Below are 15740 nucleotides of genomic sequence, written 5' to 3'. Positions count from 1 at the left end.
CTGTTTAGGGTGCGAGGCCGCGCAGGCAAAGCCTTTTACGCAAGTTGACCTAACGTCAGACCAGACGGGCGGCCTGCGCCAAGTCCTCGGGAGTATTCAGATTCATGAAAGGATCCCGCGGGCGGCTGTCGAAAACCGCGCGGCCCGGGTTATAGGACGCCGCGAATTGCCCGATGCGGTGCAGTCCCGATTCCAGCGCATCGCGCAGATCGGGCTGAAGCGCCACGGGCCACAGGCCGCAGGTCGGATGATCGCGCAGCCGCCCGCTGTCGTCGGGGCTGGCCGCGATGGCGATGCCGGTGCGGCCCGTGGCCTCGCGCAGGCGGTGGACCAGATCCTCGGGGACGAAGGGCGTGTCGACGCTGCAACTGACCACCGCATCCGCCCCCAGCGAGGCCGCCCATTCCATGCCCGCCAGCACGCCCGCCAGCGGCCCGGCAAAGCCGGAAAACCCGTCCGCGATCACCGGCAGGTCATAGGTGTCGAATTGTTCGGCATCGCCGTTGGCATTGATCGCCAGCGCGGCGCATTGCGGACGCAACCGCTGGATCACGCGGGTCAGCAGCGTTTCGCCCGCCAGCATCCGCAGCGCCTTGTTGCCGCCGCCCATGCGCGTCGACAGACCTCCGGCAAGGATGACGGCGGGCGGGCGCTTCATTTCAGCCCGGCCTGAATCGCCCGCGACAGCGCGAAAAGGCGTTGTTCAAGAATGACCGGCGTTTCGCAGACATAGGTCAGCGCCTGCTGGCGGTCCTGAAAGATACGCATGTCCCAGTCCAGTTCCTTTTCGGCCTCGTCAATGGCATCGAAGTCCGGTTTCTCGGCTTTTTCAAGGTTTGCCATCACCTTGCGATGCTCTTCGATCCGGGCGGCAAGGTCCACCTGCTTGTGGCCGTACCGGGCGATGCCGCCGACCAATGCCGCGCGATTGGGGTCGATGCGGTCGAAAATGGCCACCATCAGGGCAGTCAGCTGCTGATTGTCCGCCGTTCTGGCATATTCGGCGATTTCCGCGCTGGCCTGTTCAATGGGCAGGCGGCGCTGCTCCAGCCGGTCGGCCAGCCTGCCGATATCGGGCGTCTGGGCCAGGGCGTTGATCGCGTCGTCTGGCTGCGGGCCGGACCACATCTGCCCCAGCGACAGATGCGGCTGCTTGCGCTGGATACAGGGCCAGTCCGGGTCGATGCTGCTGGCCGCCTGTGCCGCGCCCGCCGACAGGCACAGCGCCAAGATCAGGTATTTCATGCTCCCCCCTTTCGTCGGGCCCACAGGCCCTTGGCCGGATCATACATGAATACGGCCGCTGCAAAGAACAGGATCAGGCAGCCCGACACCACACAGAAGGACAAAGGATCGAACCGCTGGTAAAGCGCGAACCGGATCAGCTCGACCGCATGGCTGAACGGGTTGATGGCGCAGATCTGGTGCAGCAGGACCGAGCTTTCGCGCATCCGCCACAGCGGGTAAAGCGCGGTCGAGGCAAAGAACATCGGGAAGATGACGAAGTTCATCACGCCCGCGAAATTCTCAAGCTGGCGGATCGCGGATGAGATGAACAGCCCCATCGCCCCCAGCATCAGCCCCGACAGGAACAGCGCCGGCAGCAGCGTCAGATAGCCCCCCATGGGCGGGCGCACATCCCAGAACCACGCAATCGCCAGAAACGTATAGACCTGTATGATCGACACCAGCACCCCCGCGACCAGCTTGCTGGCCAGAAGGAACCAGCGCGGGAAGGGGCTGACCAGCAGCGTGCGCATGGCCCCGGTTTCGCGGTCATAGACCATGGACAGCGACGACTGCATCCCGTTGAACAGCTGGATCATCGCGCACAGGCCGGGGGTGACATAGACCTCATAAAGCACATAGGTCTGATAGGGCGGCGTGATCGACAGGCCCAGCACTGCCCGGAACCCGGCGGCAAAGATGAACAGCCAGACCAGCGGTCGCACCAGCGCCGCAAGGAACCGCCCGCGCTGATTGACAAAGCGCAGCGTCTCGCGCCGCGCGATGCCAAGGAATGCGGTCAGCCACATGCGCGGCGTCATGGCTGTTCCCCCGTCAGACGCAGAAACGCGCCGGTCAGGTCCGCGCCCAGATCGGCGGCGCGGCCATCGGCCAGCACCTGCCCCTTGTGCAGGATCACCAGACCGTCCTGCGGCTGGATCTCATCCAGAATATGCGTGGCCCACAACGCCGAGACGCCTTGGGCCGTCAGGCTGCGGGTCAGAGCCACGACCTCGGCACGGGATTTCACGTCAAGGCCGACCGTCGCCTCGTCCAGCAGAAGGATGTCCGGGCGGTGGATCAGGGCGCGGGCGATTTCCGCGCGGCGCTGTTGCCCGCCCGACAGGGCCGAGACGCGCGCATCCAGCCGGTCCGACAGCCCGACCAGCGCCAGAACCTCGGCGCTGCGCAGACGCGCCTGCGCCCGCCCGATGCCATGCAGCGCCGCGTGATAGGCCAGATTTTGCGCCACGGTCAGATCGGCATCCAGCGCGCGGGACTGAAACACCACGCCCAGCCGCGCCAAAGCCGCGCCCGGCTGGCGGCGCAGATCATGGCCCGCGACCGTGATCCGCCCCGAGGTGTTGTCGTAAAGCCGTGTAATCAGCGAAAACAGCGTGGTCTTGCCCGCGCCGTTCACCCCCAGCAGCGCGGTGAAGCTGCCCTGCGGCACGTTCAGCGATACGTCCCGCAGGGCCTGAAACCGGCCAAAGCTGTGGCTGACATTCTGGATCGAAAGTGCCTGCATCACGCTGGCGCGGTTGCCCGCGCGCCCCGCCCTTTCACTGGATGTTGAACACCGCCCGCTGCGTGTCGCCCGACGATCCGGGGATCGACAAGGTATAGCGCCCCGGCACCATGGCGACAAAGCTGATCGTCGCCGTGCCCGCATCGTCGAATTCAAGGCTGTGCACGCCCATCGGCCGGATCTCGATGTCGTTGATGACGATTTCGTTGATCCAGATCGCACGGAAGAAATCGCCGCCCGACAGCGCCATTTCGCCCGTGCCGTCGGCGGTGATGTCCATGCGGTAATATCCACCCGATTTCAGCGTGTATTCCGCCGTCGCCACCGGCTTGCCCGATCCCAGCATCAGCGGTGCGATGACGGTGCGGTTGTCCCGCGCAAGCACCCCCGAAAAGCCATAGTCGAACTTGCCCTTGGCATCATGCACGGCCTCTTCGGCGGCTTCGGGCTCGGCGTTGTCGTCATCCTCCTCCTCGGCGGCATCGTCGCCTTCGGTCTGCGCGGCGGCGGTGTCGGGCTTGGGCGCGGGGGCTTCCTGCGCGTGAACCGGCGCGGCAAGGCCCAGCATCAGCAGAAGCGCGGTCAGCAGCTTGGTCATGTCTCTCTCCTCCCTCATGAAAATCAGTCCGGCGCCACCACCACGCCCCAGGGCTGCTGGCCCACGGGGATGGATTTGACGACCGTATTCGCGGCCACGTCGATCACCGACACGTCGTTCGAGTTGCCGTTCGTGGTGAACAGGTATTTTTCATCCGGCGTGAAGGCCATCTGCCAGACGCGCTGGCCGACCAGCAGGTAATCCTCGACCTCATCGGTGTCGCCATTGATGACGGCGACGCGGTTGGCGGGGCCAAGCGCCACGAAGACCTTCTTGCCGTCCTTGGTCACGCGCACGCCGACGGGCTGGATCGCCTCGGGCAGGACGCCGGGAATGTCGAAGGTGATCTTCTTGCTGATCGCTTGGGTGGCGGGGTCGATGACGCTGACCGTGCCGCCGATTTCGGCGCTGACATACAGCTTGGTGCCCTGATCGTTGTATTGCGCAAAGCGCGGGCGGCTGTCGACCAGCACATTCGCCACGATCTGGAACGTGTCGGTGTCGATGAAATGCGCCATATTGGTGGTTTCCGAGGTGTTGATGACGATCTTGCCATCCGGGCTGACGCCCATGCCTTCGGGTTCGACCCCCACCGGGATTTCGGCCAGCACCTTATGGGTCTTCGTATCGACCACGGTGACCAGATTGTCGTCCTCATTGGCGATATACAGCGGATTGCCCGAGGGGTGCAGCACGAACAGTTCCGGGTCCGGCCCCGAGGGCAGCGTGTGGGTTTCCTGCATCGTCTGGGGATCGAAGACCCGCACAAGGTCATCGTCCGAGGCGCAGACGTAAAGTTCCTTGCCGTCCGGGCTGATGGTGATGCCGCGCGGGCGGGCGCCGACGGGATATGTTCCGATCACCTCCAGCGTGGCGCTGTCCAGCACAGTCACATCATTGCCCTTTTCATTGCTGACGAACACGCGGTTGGCATGGGCGGGCATGGCGATCCCAAGGCACAGGGCCAAGGTCGGAATGGCGGTGGTCGCTTTCATCTTCGGCCTCAGAAGTTGCATTGTGTTTCGGGACGGTCGATGCCCAGCGTATCCAGCGCCGAGCTTTGGTGCAGATATTGGTCCTGCGGGCTGACCGAGGCCGTCACGCTGTCGGTGGCCAGCAGGATCGGCTGGCGCAACTGATGGTCCCAGTCGCGCAGGGTCAGCTTCTGGCCCTTGAAGCCGGCGAGTTCAAAATTTTCGGACAGCATGAAGTCCTTCAGCGCAGCGGCATCGGTGCTTTGCGTCCGCGTCGCGGCCTCGCCCAGCATCCGCAGCGCCAGCCATGTCTGGTAATCGTCTTCCCGCATCGGACGGGCGGCCAGCTTTTCAAACCGGTTCTGGAATTGCAGCGCGCCCCACGCCTCGAGGTTGGGCGACCACGCGCGCGGCACCAGCCCGGCCGAACCCGCGACCGGGCGTGCGTCCCATGTCTGATAGGGCAGCCAGTCGGCAAAGACGCTGTTTTCATCCGCCGCAATCAGCACATCATGCGCAGGCGCGCTTTGGGTAAAGACCGGCATCTGCTGCTGGACCTGAACATAGCCGGAATCGCTGCGGCGGCTGCCGCCGGTGTCTTCATAGGTGCGTTCCTCGACGATCCTGGCGCCGAATTTCGTCGCGGCCCGGCGATAGGCCTCGGCCAGCGCGATGTCGTCGGGATGGCTGCCCGCGATCAGGAACCATTCATCCCATTTCTTCCACATCAGGAATTGCGCCAGCGCGTCGGCCAGCATGGCATGGCTGGGCGCGGTGTGAATGGTGTTCGCGCGGCAATCCGTGCCGCGCAAAGCGTCGCCGCGCGCCCTTGCGTTGAAGATCAGCGCCCGGTCGCCCGCCTGATCGGCCAAGGCCAGCGTCTGGGCGTCATCGGCCAGCGTGACGATGAAGGGAATGCCGTCAGCCAGCAGCTTGTCCATTTCCGCAGCCATCGTGTCCGGGGTCGCCGTGACCTCCTGCGCGTCGAAATCCTGACCCATGAAACTGCCGGTGGTGTCATTGTCGCTGATCGCCAGCTTCGCGCCCGCAAAGCCCAGATCCGCGGGCGGCGTATCCATGCGCGAGATCGGCAAAAGCGCGGGCGTGTCCACGCGCAGCACCGCCGCGCGCACCGTCTGCATCTGTTTTTGCGTCTGCTGCTGTGCGATGGCCGGGCCGGTTGCGAATAACCCAGCCAAAAGTATGATGATTCTGCCCTGCATTGCCGTCCTCCCCCGGTCATCATGGCGGGCGAAAGCCCCTGCGTGAACCCGGAAAACCGCCCGGTTCCATCCGGGGAAAATCACCCGATACATTTGTCTTATGGACGGGCCGGGATCGCCCGGGCATGGTCGCCCCATGGGCGGCGGCCTGCCCGCGCGCCATGCGAGGAGACTGCAACATGATGCGATTACTGGCCCTGACAGCGGGGGCCGTGATGGCGCTTGCGCCCATGGCACGAGCCCATGGCCCGGTGCGCCTGAAGCTGGAGCTTAACCAGAAACTGAACGCGACCCCCGATGAGGTCTGGTCCGTCATCGGCAAGTTTCAGGACATGGGGTGGCACCCCGCTGTCGAAAAGACCGAACTGACCGGCGATGGCTCGGTCGATCAGCCCGACAAGTCCGAGCGTGTGCTGACCCTGAAGGCCGAGGGCGCGCCGACCATCACCGAGATCCTGTCGAAATGGCAGCCCGAGAAGCGCTGCTATGCCTATCGCATCGAAAAGGTCGATGTGGCGGTGCTGCCGGTGACGAACTACGCCTCGACGCTGTGCGTCAAGGATGAGGGCGGCAAGGCCATGGTCAGCTGGAAAGCCGGGTTCTATCGCGGTTTTCCCAATAACAACCCGCCGCCCGATCAGAATGACGAGGCCGCGACGAAAGCCGTGACCGGCATCTATCAGGCCGGTCTGGACGCGCTGGCCGAAAGGTTCGGCAAGGCCGAATGATCCGGCTGTTTGCCGCGCTGCTGGTGGCGGGATCGGCGCAGGCCGCCGATCTGGCCTTTGTCACCTCGCAGAATGCCGACATGCTGAGCGTGGTGGATCTGGTCAGCGGCGAAGTCATAGCCTCGGCGTCGGTGCCGGGGGCGCCTGCGCCGGTGGCCTATGATGCCGCGCATGGCCGCGCCTATGTCATCGCCGCCAAGACCGGGCGGCTGAGCGTGGTGGATCAGGCCGGGCGTGAATTGCACGGGCTGGATCTGCCCGAAGGCGCGTTCGGTGTGGCCGCAGCCCCGGATGGCGGGGTTTTCATCACCGAATGGTATCAGGGCCGGCTGATCCGGCTGGATGCAGGTTTGCGGCAGATCTGGTCGGTGCCCACGGGTCGCGCCCCTGCGGGCGTGGCCACCGCTGATGGTCTGGTCGCCGTGGCCGATCGCGATGACGACCGGGTGTCGATCTATGATGCGGCCAGCGGCGCGCGGCTGCACAGCGTCGCGGTGGGACAGCATCCCTATTCCGTCACCTTCCATGACGGCCGGGTGTGGACGGCGGATGTGCAAAGCGACACGGTCAGCGTCATCGATCCTGTCGCGGGCAGGTTGCTGGGACAGGTGCCGACCGGCAGCCATCCTTACGGCGTGGCCTTTGCGGGCGGGCGGGGCTTTGTCACCGACCAATATGCCGGGACGGTAACGGTCTTCGACCCCGCGACATTGGCGGCGACGGGCACGCTGGAGACCGGCGATTACCCCGAGGGCATCGCGCCCCTGCCCGATGGTTCGGGCGTGGTCGTGGCGCATTGGGACAGCAACACGCTGGTCTGGATCGACGCCGCCAGCCTGACCATCACCCGCCAGATCGAGCTGCCCGACGGCCCCCGCGCCTTCGGCAGCTTCACGGGTCGGACACGTTAGCCGGGACCAGCGTGCCGCCCGCCTGCGTCCAGCCATCCGCGCCCAGCGGGAACCACAGCACGCCGGTATAGCCCAGCCCCACGGCCCGCTTGGCGGCATTCCAGCTCATCCAGCAGTCCGATTTGCAGAAGATCACCACGGGCGCCGCCTTGTCGCCATGGGTCGCGGCGATCAGGCCCTGTTCCAGCCGCTGCTGTTCGGCAGGCGCGATGCGGTCATAGCCGGTATCGTAAAGCCAGACCGCGCCGGGGATGGTCAGATGCGGCGGCGCGGTCCAGATCGTGCCGGGCGGCAGACCCTTAGGGCGCGTCTTGCGCGGCATGGTGTCAAGAAAGGGCACGCCCTGAGCCCGCAACGTCCTGGCCTTTGCGGGCGTGATGACCTGCGCGCCCTGCAATGTCGCGGGAACCTCGGATCGGTAGGGCTCGCCGTGGAACCCGTCGGGCTCGGGCACCTGCGCCTGCGCCATGGCCGGGATCAGCAGCAGGATCAGGGCCATGGCAAGGCGGGTCATGGTTTCAGCCCCTTGCCGTAATCGTCCAGAATGGGCACGCCCGCATCGCGCAGCAGCGCGTCGATCTCGCCCTGATTGCGGCGGATCAGGCTGTTCAACTGGCGTTTCCATTCGTCCTCGCCCAGCCGGACGCCCATGGTGATGCGATAAAACATCTTTGGCCCCGAGGTTTCCTTCAGAAGCGGGGTGAACTGCAGATCGGGATCGGCCTTGACCCGTGGCCCGGCCAAAGGCCCCCACAGCACGGCGGCGGCCAGCTCGCCCGATTTCACCTGCGCCAGCATGTCGCCGACCGGATCCTCGATGCGGCGATCGACGAACAGATCCCAGCCGCGCATGTCCTTGGCCAGCCCCGCCTGTGCCAGATTGGTCGCGGGCGGCGTGCCCGCCACCACGCCGATGGGCTGACCTTTCAGCGCCGGATCCTCCAGCAGATCGACCGAGGCCAGCGGGTTGTCCCGGCGCGTCACGATGCCATAGGCCGAGGTGTAGTAATGGTTCGTATTCAGCACCATCTCATCGCCCTGCGCATAGCCCATGACGACATCGCACAGCCCGGCACGCAGGGTCTTGCGGATGAAGCCCGGCCCTTGCGGAAACCATGTATAGCTGACCGGCACGCCCAGCTTTTCGCCGATCAGCACGGCCAGCCGGTTTTCAAACCCCGCGCCATCTTCCGATGACATCGGCACCGCCGCCGGATCGGCGCAGACCCGCAGCGCCTCGTGCGAGCGCAGGTCGGCCACCTGCGCGCCGGTCGCGGTCGCAGCAAGGCTTGCGACCAGCAACACGGCGGCGGGGATCAGCCATTCATGCATGAATCCTCCTGCGCGGTGAATTCGTCGGATTTGCTTTCCTTCTTGGCCGGGCGACCGCGCGGAATGGCATCCGTGCCGCGCGCCAGCAGATAGGCATAGATGTCATCGACATAGCACCACACGTTCTTGTTGGTGCCAAAGGCGGGCATCACAAGGTTTGCCGCCTTGTTGACCTCTTGCTTGCCCGAGGCGACGATCTCTTGATAGGCGTAATAGTCCATTTTCAGCACCGAGTTCTTCAGCGCGGGCGCATAGGTCGAGCCCTCGCCATCCGGGCCGTGGCAGACATGGCATTCCGCCGAATAACGCCGATACCCCGAGAAGGTGGCGTAATCGACCGTGCCATCCGCCTCGATCTTATAGGTCGGGATGCCTTCGGCATTGTACCAGCGGCCGTTTTCCTGACTTTCCGGGGTGATGTCCTGACCATTGGGCAGCACAAGCTTGCCGCCATCGGCCTTGACGGCAAGATCCTCCTCGGTTGCGGCAGGGGCGGGTGCTGCGGGTGGCGTCGTTGCGGGCTGGGCTTCGCCGGATGTGGCCGTTGCGGCCCCCGCCCCGCCCTGCGGGGCGACCGGCGGCGTGGCGGGGGCATCGGGCGCATTGCCCGATGTCGCGGCGGCGGCACCTGCGCCGGCCTGCGCAGGCGGGGTTTCGGCGGTCTGGGCAAGCATGGGCGTGGCAGACGCGCATACGATGCCGAACGCCAGAAGACTGGCGGTCAAATTGCTGGTCATCAACTCCTCCCTGAGTGAGGCCCTTGGAAAAAGGCATCTCCGCCCAAGGGTATTTTCCCCGGGCGGAGTATTTCGAGTCACAGTTGGGTTTTCCGAACCAAAGTATTAGCCCGGCAGCTCGAACACGGTCAGTTGTCCGCCCAGTTCGGTATATTGCGACAGCGAGGCATAGCCGCCGACCGCACCCAGACCTTCGTTCGGGTTGGTCAGACCTGCGGCAAGGCCGATGCCTGCCCAGCCGCCGACACCCGACAGCACGCCGACATATTGCTTGCCGCCATGTTCATAGGTCATGACGTTGCCGATGATGCCCGAGGGGGTCTTGAAGCGGTAAAGCTCTTTGCCGGTTTCGGCGTCGATGGCCTTCAGATAGCCCTCAAGCGTGCCATAGAAGACGATGCCGCCCGCCGTCGCCAGCGCACCCGACCAGACCGAGAACTGTTCGGGCAGCGACCATTTGATTTCGCCCTTCACGTTGTCCCAGGCGATGAAATTGCCCATGCCGCCATGGCTGTTCGGCGCGGGATACATCGACAGGGTGGCGCCGACATAGGGCTGGCCCGCGGTATAGGCCACCCGGAACGGCTCATAGTCCATGCAGACGTGGTTCGTCGGCACATAGAACAGATTGGTCTGCGGCGAATAGCTGGCGGGCTGCTGGTCCTTGGTGCCAAGGGCCGCCGGACAGATGCCGGTCGTGTTCTCATCCTCGCCGTTCTGTGCGGTCGAGAATTCCGCGACCACTGCCGGGCGGCCATAGGTTTCGGAATTCTTGTCCATATCGACGCCCGTGGTCCAGTTCACCACCGGGTCGTATTTCTCGGCCACCAGCAATTCGCCGGATTCGCGGTCCAGCGTATAGGCCAGACCGTTGCGGTCGAAATGGGTCAGAAGCTTGCGGTCCTGTCCATCGATCTGCTGGTTGGTCAGGATCATTTCATTGACGCCGTCAAAGTCCCATTCGTCATGCGGCGTCATCTGATAGAACCATTTCGCCATGCCGGTATCGGCATCCCGCGCCATGATGGTCATCGACCATTTGTTGTCGCCGGGGCGCTGGCTGGGGTTCCAGGTCGAGGGGTTGCCGGTGCCGTAATAGATCAGGTTCAGGTCCGGGTCATACGAATACCAGCCCCATGTCGTGCCGCCGCCGATCTTCCACTGATCGCCTTCCCAGCTGTTCAGCGAGCTGTCGGCGCCGATGGGCTTGCCAAGCGCCATGGTCTTTTCGGGATCGACCAGCATCTCCGCATCCGGGCCGGTGGAATAGGCTTTCCACGCCTCGCTGCCATCCTTGAGGTTATAGGCGGTGACGCGGCCGCGCACGCCATATTCGCCGCCCGACACGCCGACGATCACCTTGTCCTTGACCGGCAGCACGGTCGTCGTGTTGGTTTCACCGACGGCAGGATCGCCGGTCTTGACGCTCCATTTCACTTCGCCGGTCTTGCTGTCCAGCGCCACCAGCGTGGTGTCAGCCTGATGCAGCAGGATCATGCCATCGGCATAGGCCAGCCCGCGATAGACCGTATCGCAGCACATCACGGCAATAACGTTCGGATCCTGCTGCGGCTCATACCGCCAGATGATCTTGCCGCCGTCGTTCAGGTCCAGCGCCATGATGTTGTTGGGAAACGGCGTGTGGACATACATGATGTCGCCGATCACCAAGGGCGAGCCTTCATGCCCCCGCAGCACGCCCGTCGAGAAGGTCCAGGCCACCCGCAGATCGCCCACGTTGTCCTTGTTGATCTTGTCGAGGGGGGAATAGCGCGTATTCGCATAATCGCCGGTCTGGATGGCCCATTGTTCGGGCTTGGCGATTTCGGCCAGCACGCTGTCATTGGCAAGAACCGAGGTGCCCGACAGCAAGAGCGCCATGGCGGCGCCCGTCAGCAGTTGTTTCATGATTTCCTCCGCTAGCTGGCCAGCGACTCCTCAATCGCGGGGTGGCCATATGCGGACAGTCTTCGGTCGGGTCACGGTTGCGTCAACGCAACAGGCCAGATCCAAGACCAAAGTATTAGGGGAAATCGGCAATAGGTATGGGAAATCCCCCCGTTTTCGCGCGGGGGGATTTGCCCCGCCCTAAGCCAGCCGCTCGGCGTGCCAGCGGATATGGTCGCCCATGAAGGTCTGGACGAAGAAATAGCTGTGGTCATAGCCTTTTTGCAGCCGGAATTCGCCCGGCTGACGCCGCGCGGCCATGGCCTGCGCCAAAGACTCGGGCTTCAGCAGGTCCAGAAACTGGTCCGACGCGCCCTGATCGATCAGCACCTCGCCGGGATAGCCTCGCTCGCGCATCAGGACAGTGGCGTCATGGCGCTGCCATGCGGCCTTGTCGTCGCCCAGATAGGCGGTGAACTGCTTGCGGCCCCAGTCGGATTCGCTGGGATTGGCGATGGGCGAAAAGGCCGAAACGGATTTGTAGCGTTCCGGCAGCGTCATCGCGATGGTCAGCGCGCCATGCCCGCCCATTGAATGCCCGGTGATGCCCTGCGCGTCGCGGTCCAGCGCGAAATTGCCAAAGACCAGTTCCGGCAATTCATGGGTGATGTAATGCCACATCCTGAAATGCGGCGACCACGGTTCCTGCGTCGCATCGACATAAAAGCCCGCGCCCTGCCCCAGATCATGGGCATCGTCATTGGCGACGCCCTCGCCCCTCGGCGAGGTGTCGGGAAAGATCAGCGCGATGCCGTATTCCGCCGCCCATTCCTGCGCGCCCGCCTTGGTCATGGCGTTTTCATGCGTGCAGGTCAGGCCCGACAGATACCACAGCACCGGCACCTTGCCGTGTTCAGCGGCGGGCGGCAGGTAGACGGCAAAGGTCATCTGCGTGCCCGTCGCCTGCGACTGATGGCGATAGACGCCCTGCGTGCCGCCGAAGCTGCGGTTTTCCGAAACGGTTTCATAGGTCAAGGTCATGCATCGCCTCCTGTCAGATCGTGGAACATGACCAGCGCATCGACATAGCCATGTTGCGGGTGAAGAAACGCGCCCGGCAGCCGCCCGACAATATCGAAACCGGCCTTCTGCCACGAATGAACGGCATCGGCATTGGTCGAGACGACGAAATTGAACTGCATGGCCCGGAAACCCTGTTCCCGCGCCCAATCCTTGGCATGGCCGACCAGCGCCCGCGCGATGCCGCGGCCCCGCGCGTCAGGATGGGTGGCAAAGCTTGCATTGGCGACATGCGAGGCCGGGCCGGGCCGGTTCATCCCGACATGGCTGGTTCCCAGCACGCGGCTCTCTGCTTCGGCCACGAAGGCCGTGAAGGGCGCGGCGAACCAGTCGGCCAGCGCATCCGCACGGCTGATGTCGCGCGGGATGCAATAAGTTTCCCCCGCGCGATAGACCGGCTGCAGAATATCCCAGATCGCGTCGTGATCTGCCGAAGTGGCGGGACGGATCACTGTCCCGCCCTTGATCATTTCAGCTCATCCACAGAGCAGATGACCTTGCCCAGCAGGCCGTAATCCAGCGCCTCTTGCGTGTTCAGCCAGAAATCGCGCTGGGTGTCGGCTTCGATCTTTTCGATCTTCTGGCCCGTCGCCTCGGCAAAGATCTGGTTCAGGCGGTCGCGCATCAGGCGCACCTGTTCGGCCTGAATCATCATGTCCGACGACGTGCCGCCGATCCCGCCCGAGGGCTGGTGGATCAGAAAGCGCGTGTTCGGCAGGCAGAAGCGGTTTTCCTTTTTCGCCGCGACAAAGATCAGCGCCCCCGCCGATGCCACCCAGCCCGAGCCGATGGTGCGGACGGTCGGACGGATGAACTTGATCACGTCATGGATCATGTCGCCCGATTCCACATGACCGCCGGGCGAGGAGATCAGCATGTTGATCGGCTTGTCGCCATCCTCGGCCAAGGCCAGCAGATGCGCCACGGTGCGCTGCGCCAGCTTGTCATTGATCGGGCCCGCAACGATCACGGTGCGCGATTTGAAATACAGTTTGCCGATCTTGTCGCCTTCCGGCAGGCCCAGACCTTCATCCTTCTGGCCCTCGCTCGGGCGTTCGTCTTCGTCTTCGTCGTCCAGATGGAAGTGTCGTGCCATGATCGGTCCTTTCATGTTGACGGCGGGAAAGGTCACCCGTCCCCGCCGTCCTTTTAACTAAGCAGAGCTTTACGATCAGTAAAGGACGACCGAGCGGATCGATTCACCCTTATGCGCCAGCTCGAAGCCCTTGTTGATGTCTTCCAGCGGCATGGTGTGGGTGATCATCGGGTCGATCTCGATCTTGCCGTCCATATACCAGTCGACGATCTTGGGCACATCGGTCCGGCCCCGCGCCCCGCCAAAGGCCGTGCCTTTCCAGACCCGGCCGGTGACAAGCTGGAAGGGCCGTGTGCTGATTTCCGCGCCCGCCGCCGCCACGCCGATGATGACCGACACACCCCAGCCGCGATGGGTGCATTCCAGCGCGTCGCGCATCACCTTGGTGCTGCCGGTCGCGTCGAAGGAATAATCCGCGCCGCCGATCTGGTCGAAGGGGGTTTTCGTCATGTTGACGATTTCCTGCACGACGGTGCCGTCGATCTCGGACGGGTTGATGAAATGCGTCATGCCGAAATGTTCGGCCATGGCCTTTTTGCCGTTGTTCAGATCGACGCCGATGATCTTGTCGGCCCCTGCCAGACGCAGGCCCTGAATGACGTTCAGACCGATGCCGCCCAGACCGAAGACCACGGCCGAGGCGCCGATTTCCACCTTGGCGGTGTTGATGACCGCGCCGATGCCGGTGGTCACGCCGCAGCCGATATAGCAGATCTTGTCGAAGGGCGCGTCCTCACGCACTTTCGCCACGGCGATTTCGGGCAGCACGGTATAGTTCGAAAAGGTCGAGCAGCCCATGTAGTGATAGATCGGCGTGCCATCCAGCATGGAAAACCGCGTCGTGCCATCGGGCATCAGGCCCTGCCCCTGCGTGGCGCGGATCGCGGTGCACAGGTTCGTCTTGCCCGACAGACAGGACGCGCATTGGCGACATTCCGGCGTGTAGAGCGGGATCACATGATCGCCCGGCTTGACCGAGGTGACGCCGGGGCCGACCTCGACCACGATGCCCGCGCCTTCATGGCCCAGAATCGATGGGAAGATGCCTTCCGGGTCCGCGCCCGAGCGGGTGAATTCATCGGTGTGGCAAATGCCGGTGGCCTTGATTTCCACCATGACCTCACCGGCCTTGGGGCCTTCAAGATTGACCTCCATCACCTCGAGCGGTTTTCCGGCTTCCAGCGCGACGGCTGCACGTGTTCTCATCTTCGTTCTCCTTGTCGTGTTGGCCGGATGGCCGGATGGAATTGTCCTGGGCCGGGCTGACATCTTCATGTCAGCGGGGGCCGGCATGACCGACCCCCTGCTTTCCTGCCCAAGCGGGTTTCGTCAAGCCGCGAGTGCGCCCGATTTCTTGGCGATATGCGTCGCGATGGCATCCATCAGCGGCGGCGACAGGGCGTCATAGGGCTCAAGCCCCAGTTCGCGCAGCCGGGCGCGGATGGCATCCATGCGCGACGGATCCACGCCGGATTCGATGATCGAGCTGACAAAGGCGGCGAATTGCGGCTCGGACCAGCCGGATTCGTCGGAAAGTTCGGTATGCACGAAATCCAGCCCATAGAAGGGATGTTCGGTGTTTTCGATGCGGCCATACATATGCACGCCGCAGCCGGTGCAGCGGTGGCGCTGAATGGGCGCGTCCTTGTTCACGATCTCAAGCTTGCTTTCGCCCGACAGCACCTGAACCGCATCGCGCCCGACGACGGCCACCTGCGAAAAGATCGCGCCCTCGGGCTTCCAGCACTTGGTGCAGCCGCAGACGTGGTTATGCGCGGTCTGGGACTTGACCGAGACGCGAACCGGATCACTGGCGCATTTGCAGTGCAGCTCACCGCCCGAAAAGCCGGGCGTGGCGGGCTTGATGCCGTTATCCACGGCGGGGTGGATCTTCACCCCAGAAGTATCTGTCATGGTCATTCCCCTCCGAACAGACCCTAGATGCGGCAAGGGTCGCGCCGGGGGGTGTCGTCGGCAAGTGGGCAAAAGGTTGTAGCGGGGGGGCAGAATTTTGCACCGAATGGGCGGGCTACAAACGCCGCACGAACGCTAGACCCAGAAGTGCCATTGACTGCGAAAGCTGCAGCAAGACCGATCGACACCTAAGCGGACAACTTCAAAAGGGCAAATTGAAGGCTAACCCCAATCCCAGCAGAGCAGAGCAAATACACCCTTACCGGATCAGTACGGTTATTTATAAAACCTCCCGTGACATGCATGTGATTCACCGCTAGGTTGACAGCAACAAAAGAAAGTATTGGAAGAGAATGTCGATCTGGTCTCCACCACCCGAGGCAGTGTCCCAACACATGGTGTAGGAGGCCGCGCGCGGAGCCTTCGGCGTAGCGCAGCGCGCGGCCGTTGGTGACGCTGGCGGTCACCGTCGATCTTCGGACAAGTTTCGGGTTGCGAGACCTTG

Annotated in this window: 18 protein-coding genes; 2 read left to right on the top strand and 16 right to left on the bottom strand. The window is 63.8% G+C overall.

Translation table 11 applies throughout. From position 1 onward, the window contains the following. Positions 1–55 precede the first annotated feature (55 nt). From mobA to GL284_RS19380, 7 genes are read right to left on the bottom strand one after another with little or no spacing between them, the layout of a single operon-like run. Positions 56–658: a molybdenum cofactor guanylyltransferase MobA gene (gene mobA, locus GL284_RS19410; RefSeq protein WP_155046128.1), complete on the bottom strand. Its 603-nt coding sequence runs from the start codon at positions 656–658 to the stop codon at positions 56–58. Then, positions 655–1245: a hypothetical protein gene (locus GL284_RS19405; protein WP_155046127.1), complete on the bottom strand. Its 591-nt coding sequence runs from the start codon at positions 1243–1245 to the stop codon at positions 655–657. Before GL284_RS19405 ends, mobA begins: the two co-directional genes overlap by 4 nt. Further along, positions 1242–2048: an ABC transporter permease gene (locus tag GL284_RS19400; protein WP_155046126.1), complete on the bottom strand. Its 807-nt coding sequence runs from the start codon at positions 2046–2048 to the stop codon at positions 1242–1244. The genes GL284_RS19405 and GL284_RS19400 overlap by 4 nt, the downstream gene beginning before the upstream one ends. Further along, positions 2045–2755, bottom strand: coding sequence for an ABC transporter ATP-binding protein (locus GL284_RS19395; RefSeq protein ID WP_155046141.1), 711 nt, complete (start codon positions 2753–2755; stop codon positions 2045–2047). Before GL284_RS19395 ends, GL284_RS19400 begins: the two co-directional genes overlap by 4 nt. Before the next feature lie 34 nt (positions 2756–2789). Next, positions 2790–3353 (bottom strand): cupredoxin domain-containing protein, encoded by a 564-nt coding sequence (locus GL284_RS19390; RefSeq protein WP_155046125.1) that lies wholly within the window; start codon positions 3351–3353, stop codon positions 2790–2792. 23 nt (positions 3354–3376) lie between these two features. After that, positions 3377–4348, bottom strand: a complete 972-nt coding sequence (locus GL284_RS19385) for a YVTN family beta-propeller repeat protein (RefSeq protein ID WP_155046124.1) — start codon at positions 4346–4348, stop codon at positions 3377–3379. An 8-nt stretch (positions 4349–4356) separates the two neighbouring features. Continuing rightward, positions 4357–5550: an ABC transporter substrate-binding protein gene (locus GL284_RS19380; RefSeq protein ID WP_155046123.1), complete on the bottom strand. Its 1194-nt coding sequence runs from the start codon at positions 5548–5550 to the stop codon at positions 4357–4359. A gap of 179 nt (positions 5551–5729) precedes the next feature. On the opposite strand from GL284_RS19380, the gene GL284_RS19375 reads away from it, so the two are divergent. Both GL284_RS19375 and GL284_RS19370 read left to right on the top strand, forming a co-directional pair. Next, complete coding sequence (locus GL284_RS19375) at positions 5730–6278, top strand: SRPBCC family protein (protein WP_155046122.1); 549 nt, start codon at positions 5730–5732, stop codon at positions 6276–6278. After that, on the top strand, positions 6275–7189 hold the full coding sequence (locus tag GL284_RS19370) for a YncE family protein (protein ID WP_155046121.1): 915 nt from the start codon (positions 6275–6277) through the stop codon (positions 7187–7189). The genes GL284_RS19375 and GL284_RS19370 overlap by 4 nt, the downstream gene beginning before the upstream one ends. Here GL284_RS19370 and GL284_RS19365 read toward each other — a convergent pair. From GL284_RS19365 to gfa, 9 genes are all read right to left on the bottom strand, one after another. Further along, positions 7170–7703 (bottom strand): PQQ-dependent catabolism-associated CXXCW motif protein, encoded by a 534-nt coding sequence (locus GL284_RS19365; protein WP_155046120.1) that lies wholly within the window; start codon positions 7701–7703, stop codon positions 7170–7172. The genes GL284_RS19370 and GL284_RS19365 overlap by 20 nt on opposite strands. Further along, entirely contained in the window at positions 7700–8521 is an 822-nt protein-coding gene (locus tag GL284_RS19360; RefSeq protein ID WP_155046119.1) for a substrate-binding domain-containing protein, read from the bottom strand. Before GL284_RS19360 ends, GL284_RS19365 begins: the two co-directional genes overlap by 4 nt. Beyond that, positions 8506–9258, bottom strand: a complete 753-nt coding sequence (locus GL284_RS19355) for a c-type cytochrome, methanol metabolism-related (RefSeq protein WP_155046118.1) — start codon at positions 9256–9258, stop codon at positions 8506–8508. The genes GL284_RS19360 and GL284_RS19355 overlap by 16 nt, the downstream gene beginning before the upstream one ends. A 105-nt stretch (positions 9259–9363) precedes the next feature. Further along, entirely contained in the window at positions 9364–11166 is a 1803-nt protein-coding gene (locus GL284_RS19350; RefSeq protein ID WP_155046117.1) for a methanol/ethanol family PQQ-dependent dehydrogenase, read from the bottom strand. Positions 11167–11346: 180 nt separating this feature from the next. After that, complete coding sequence (gene fghA, locus GL284_RS19345) at positions 11347–12186, bottom strand: S-formylglutathione hydrolase (RefSeq protein WP_155046116.1); 840 nt, start codon at positions 12184–12186, stop codon at positions 11347–11349. Continuing rightward, positions 12183–12695, bottom strand: a complete 513-nt coding sequence (locus GL284_RS19340) for a GNAT family N-acetyltransferase (RefSeq protein ID WP_155046115.1) — start codon at positions 12693–12695, stop codon at positions 12183–12185. The genes fghA and GL284_RS19340 overlap by 4 nt, the downstream gene beginning before the upstream one ends. After that, positions 12692–13321 (bottom strand): ATP-dependent Clp protease proteolytic subunit, encoded by a 630-nt coding sequence (locus GL284_RS19335; RefSeq protein WP_155046114.1) that lies wholly within the window; start codon positions 13319–13321, stop codon positions 12692–12694. The genes GL284_RS19340 and GL284_RS19335 overlap by 4 nt, the downstream gene beginning before the upstream one ends. A gap of 75 nt (positions 13322–13396) precedes the next feature. Further along, the gene (locus tag GL284_RS19330) at positions 13397–14527 is read right to left on the bottom strand and encodes an S-(hydroxymethyl)glutathione dehydrogenase/class III alcohol dehydrogenase (protein ID WP_155046113.1); all 1131 of its coding nucleotides are present in this window, start codon (positions 14525–14527) and stop codon (positions 13397–13399) included. 123 nt (positions 14528–14650) lie between these two features. Continuing rightward, positions 14651–15235, bottom strand: coding sequence for an S-(hydroxymethyl)glutathione synthase (gene gfa, locus GL284_RS19325; protein ID WP_155046112.1), 585 nt, complete (start codon positions 15233–15235; stop codon positions 14651–14653). Positions 15236–15740: the final 505 nt, after the last annotated feature.

This window comes from Paracoccus shanxieyensis, assembly GCF_009711265.1.
Taxonomy (GTDB): domain Bacteria; phylum Pseudomonadota; class Alphaproteobacteria; order Rhodobacterales; family Rhodobacteraceae; genus Paracoccus; species Paracoccus shanxieyensis.
Note: the sequence above shows the minus strand (reverse complement) of the source record. Positions and strands in the feature narration are given on the sequence as shown.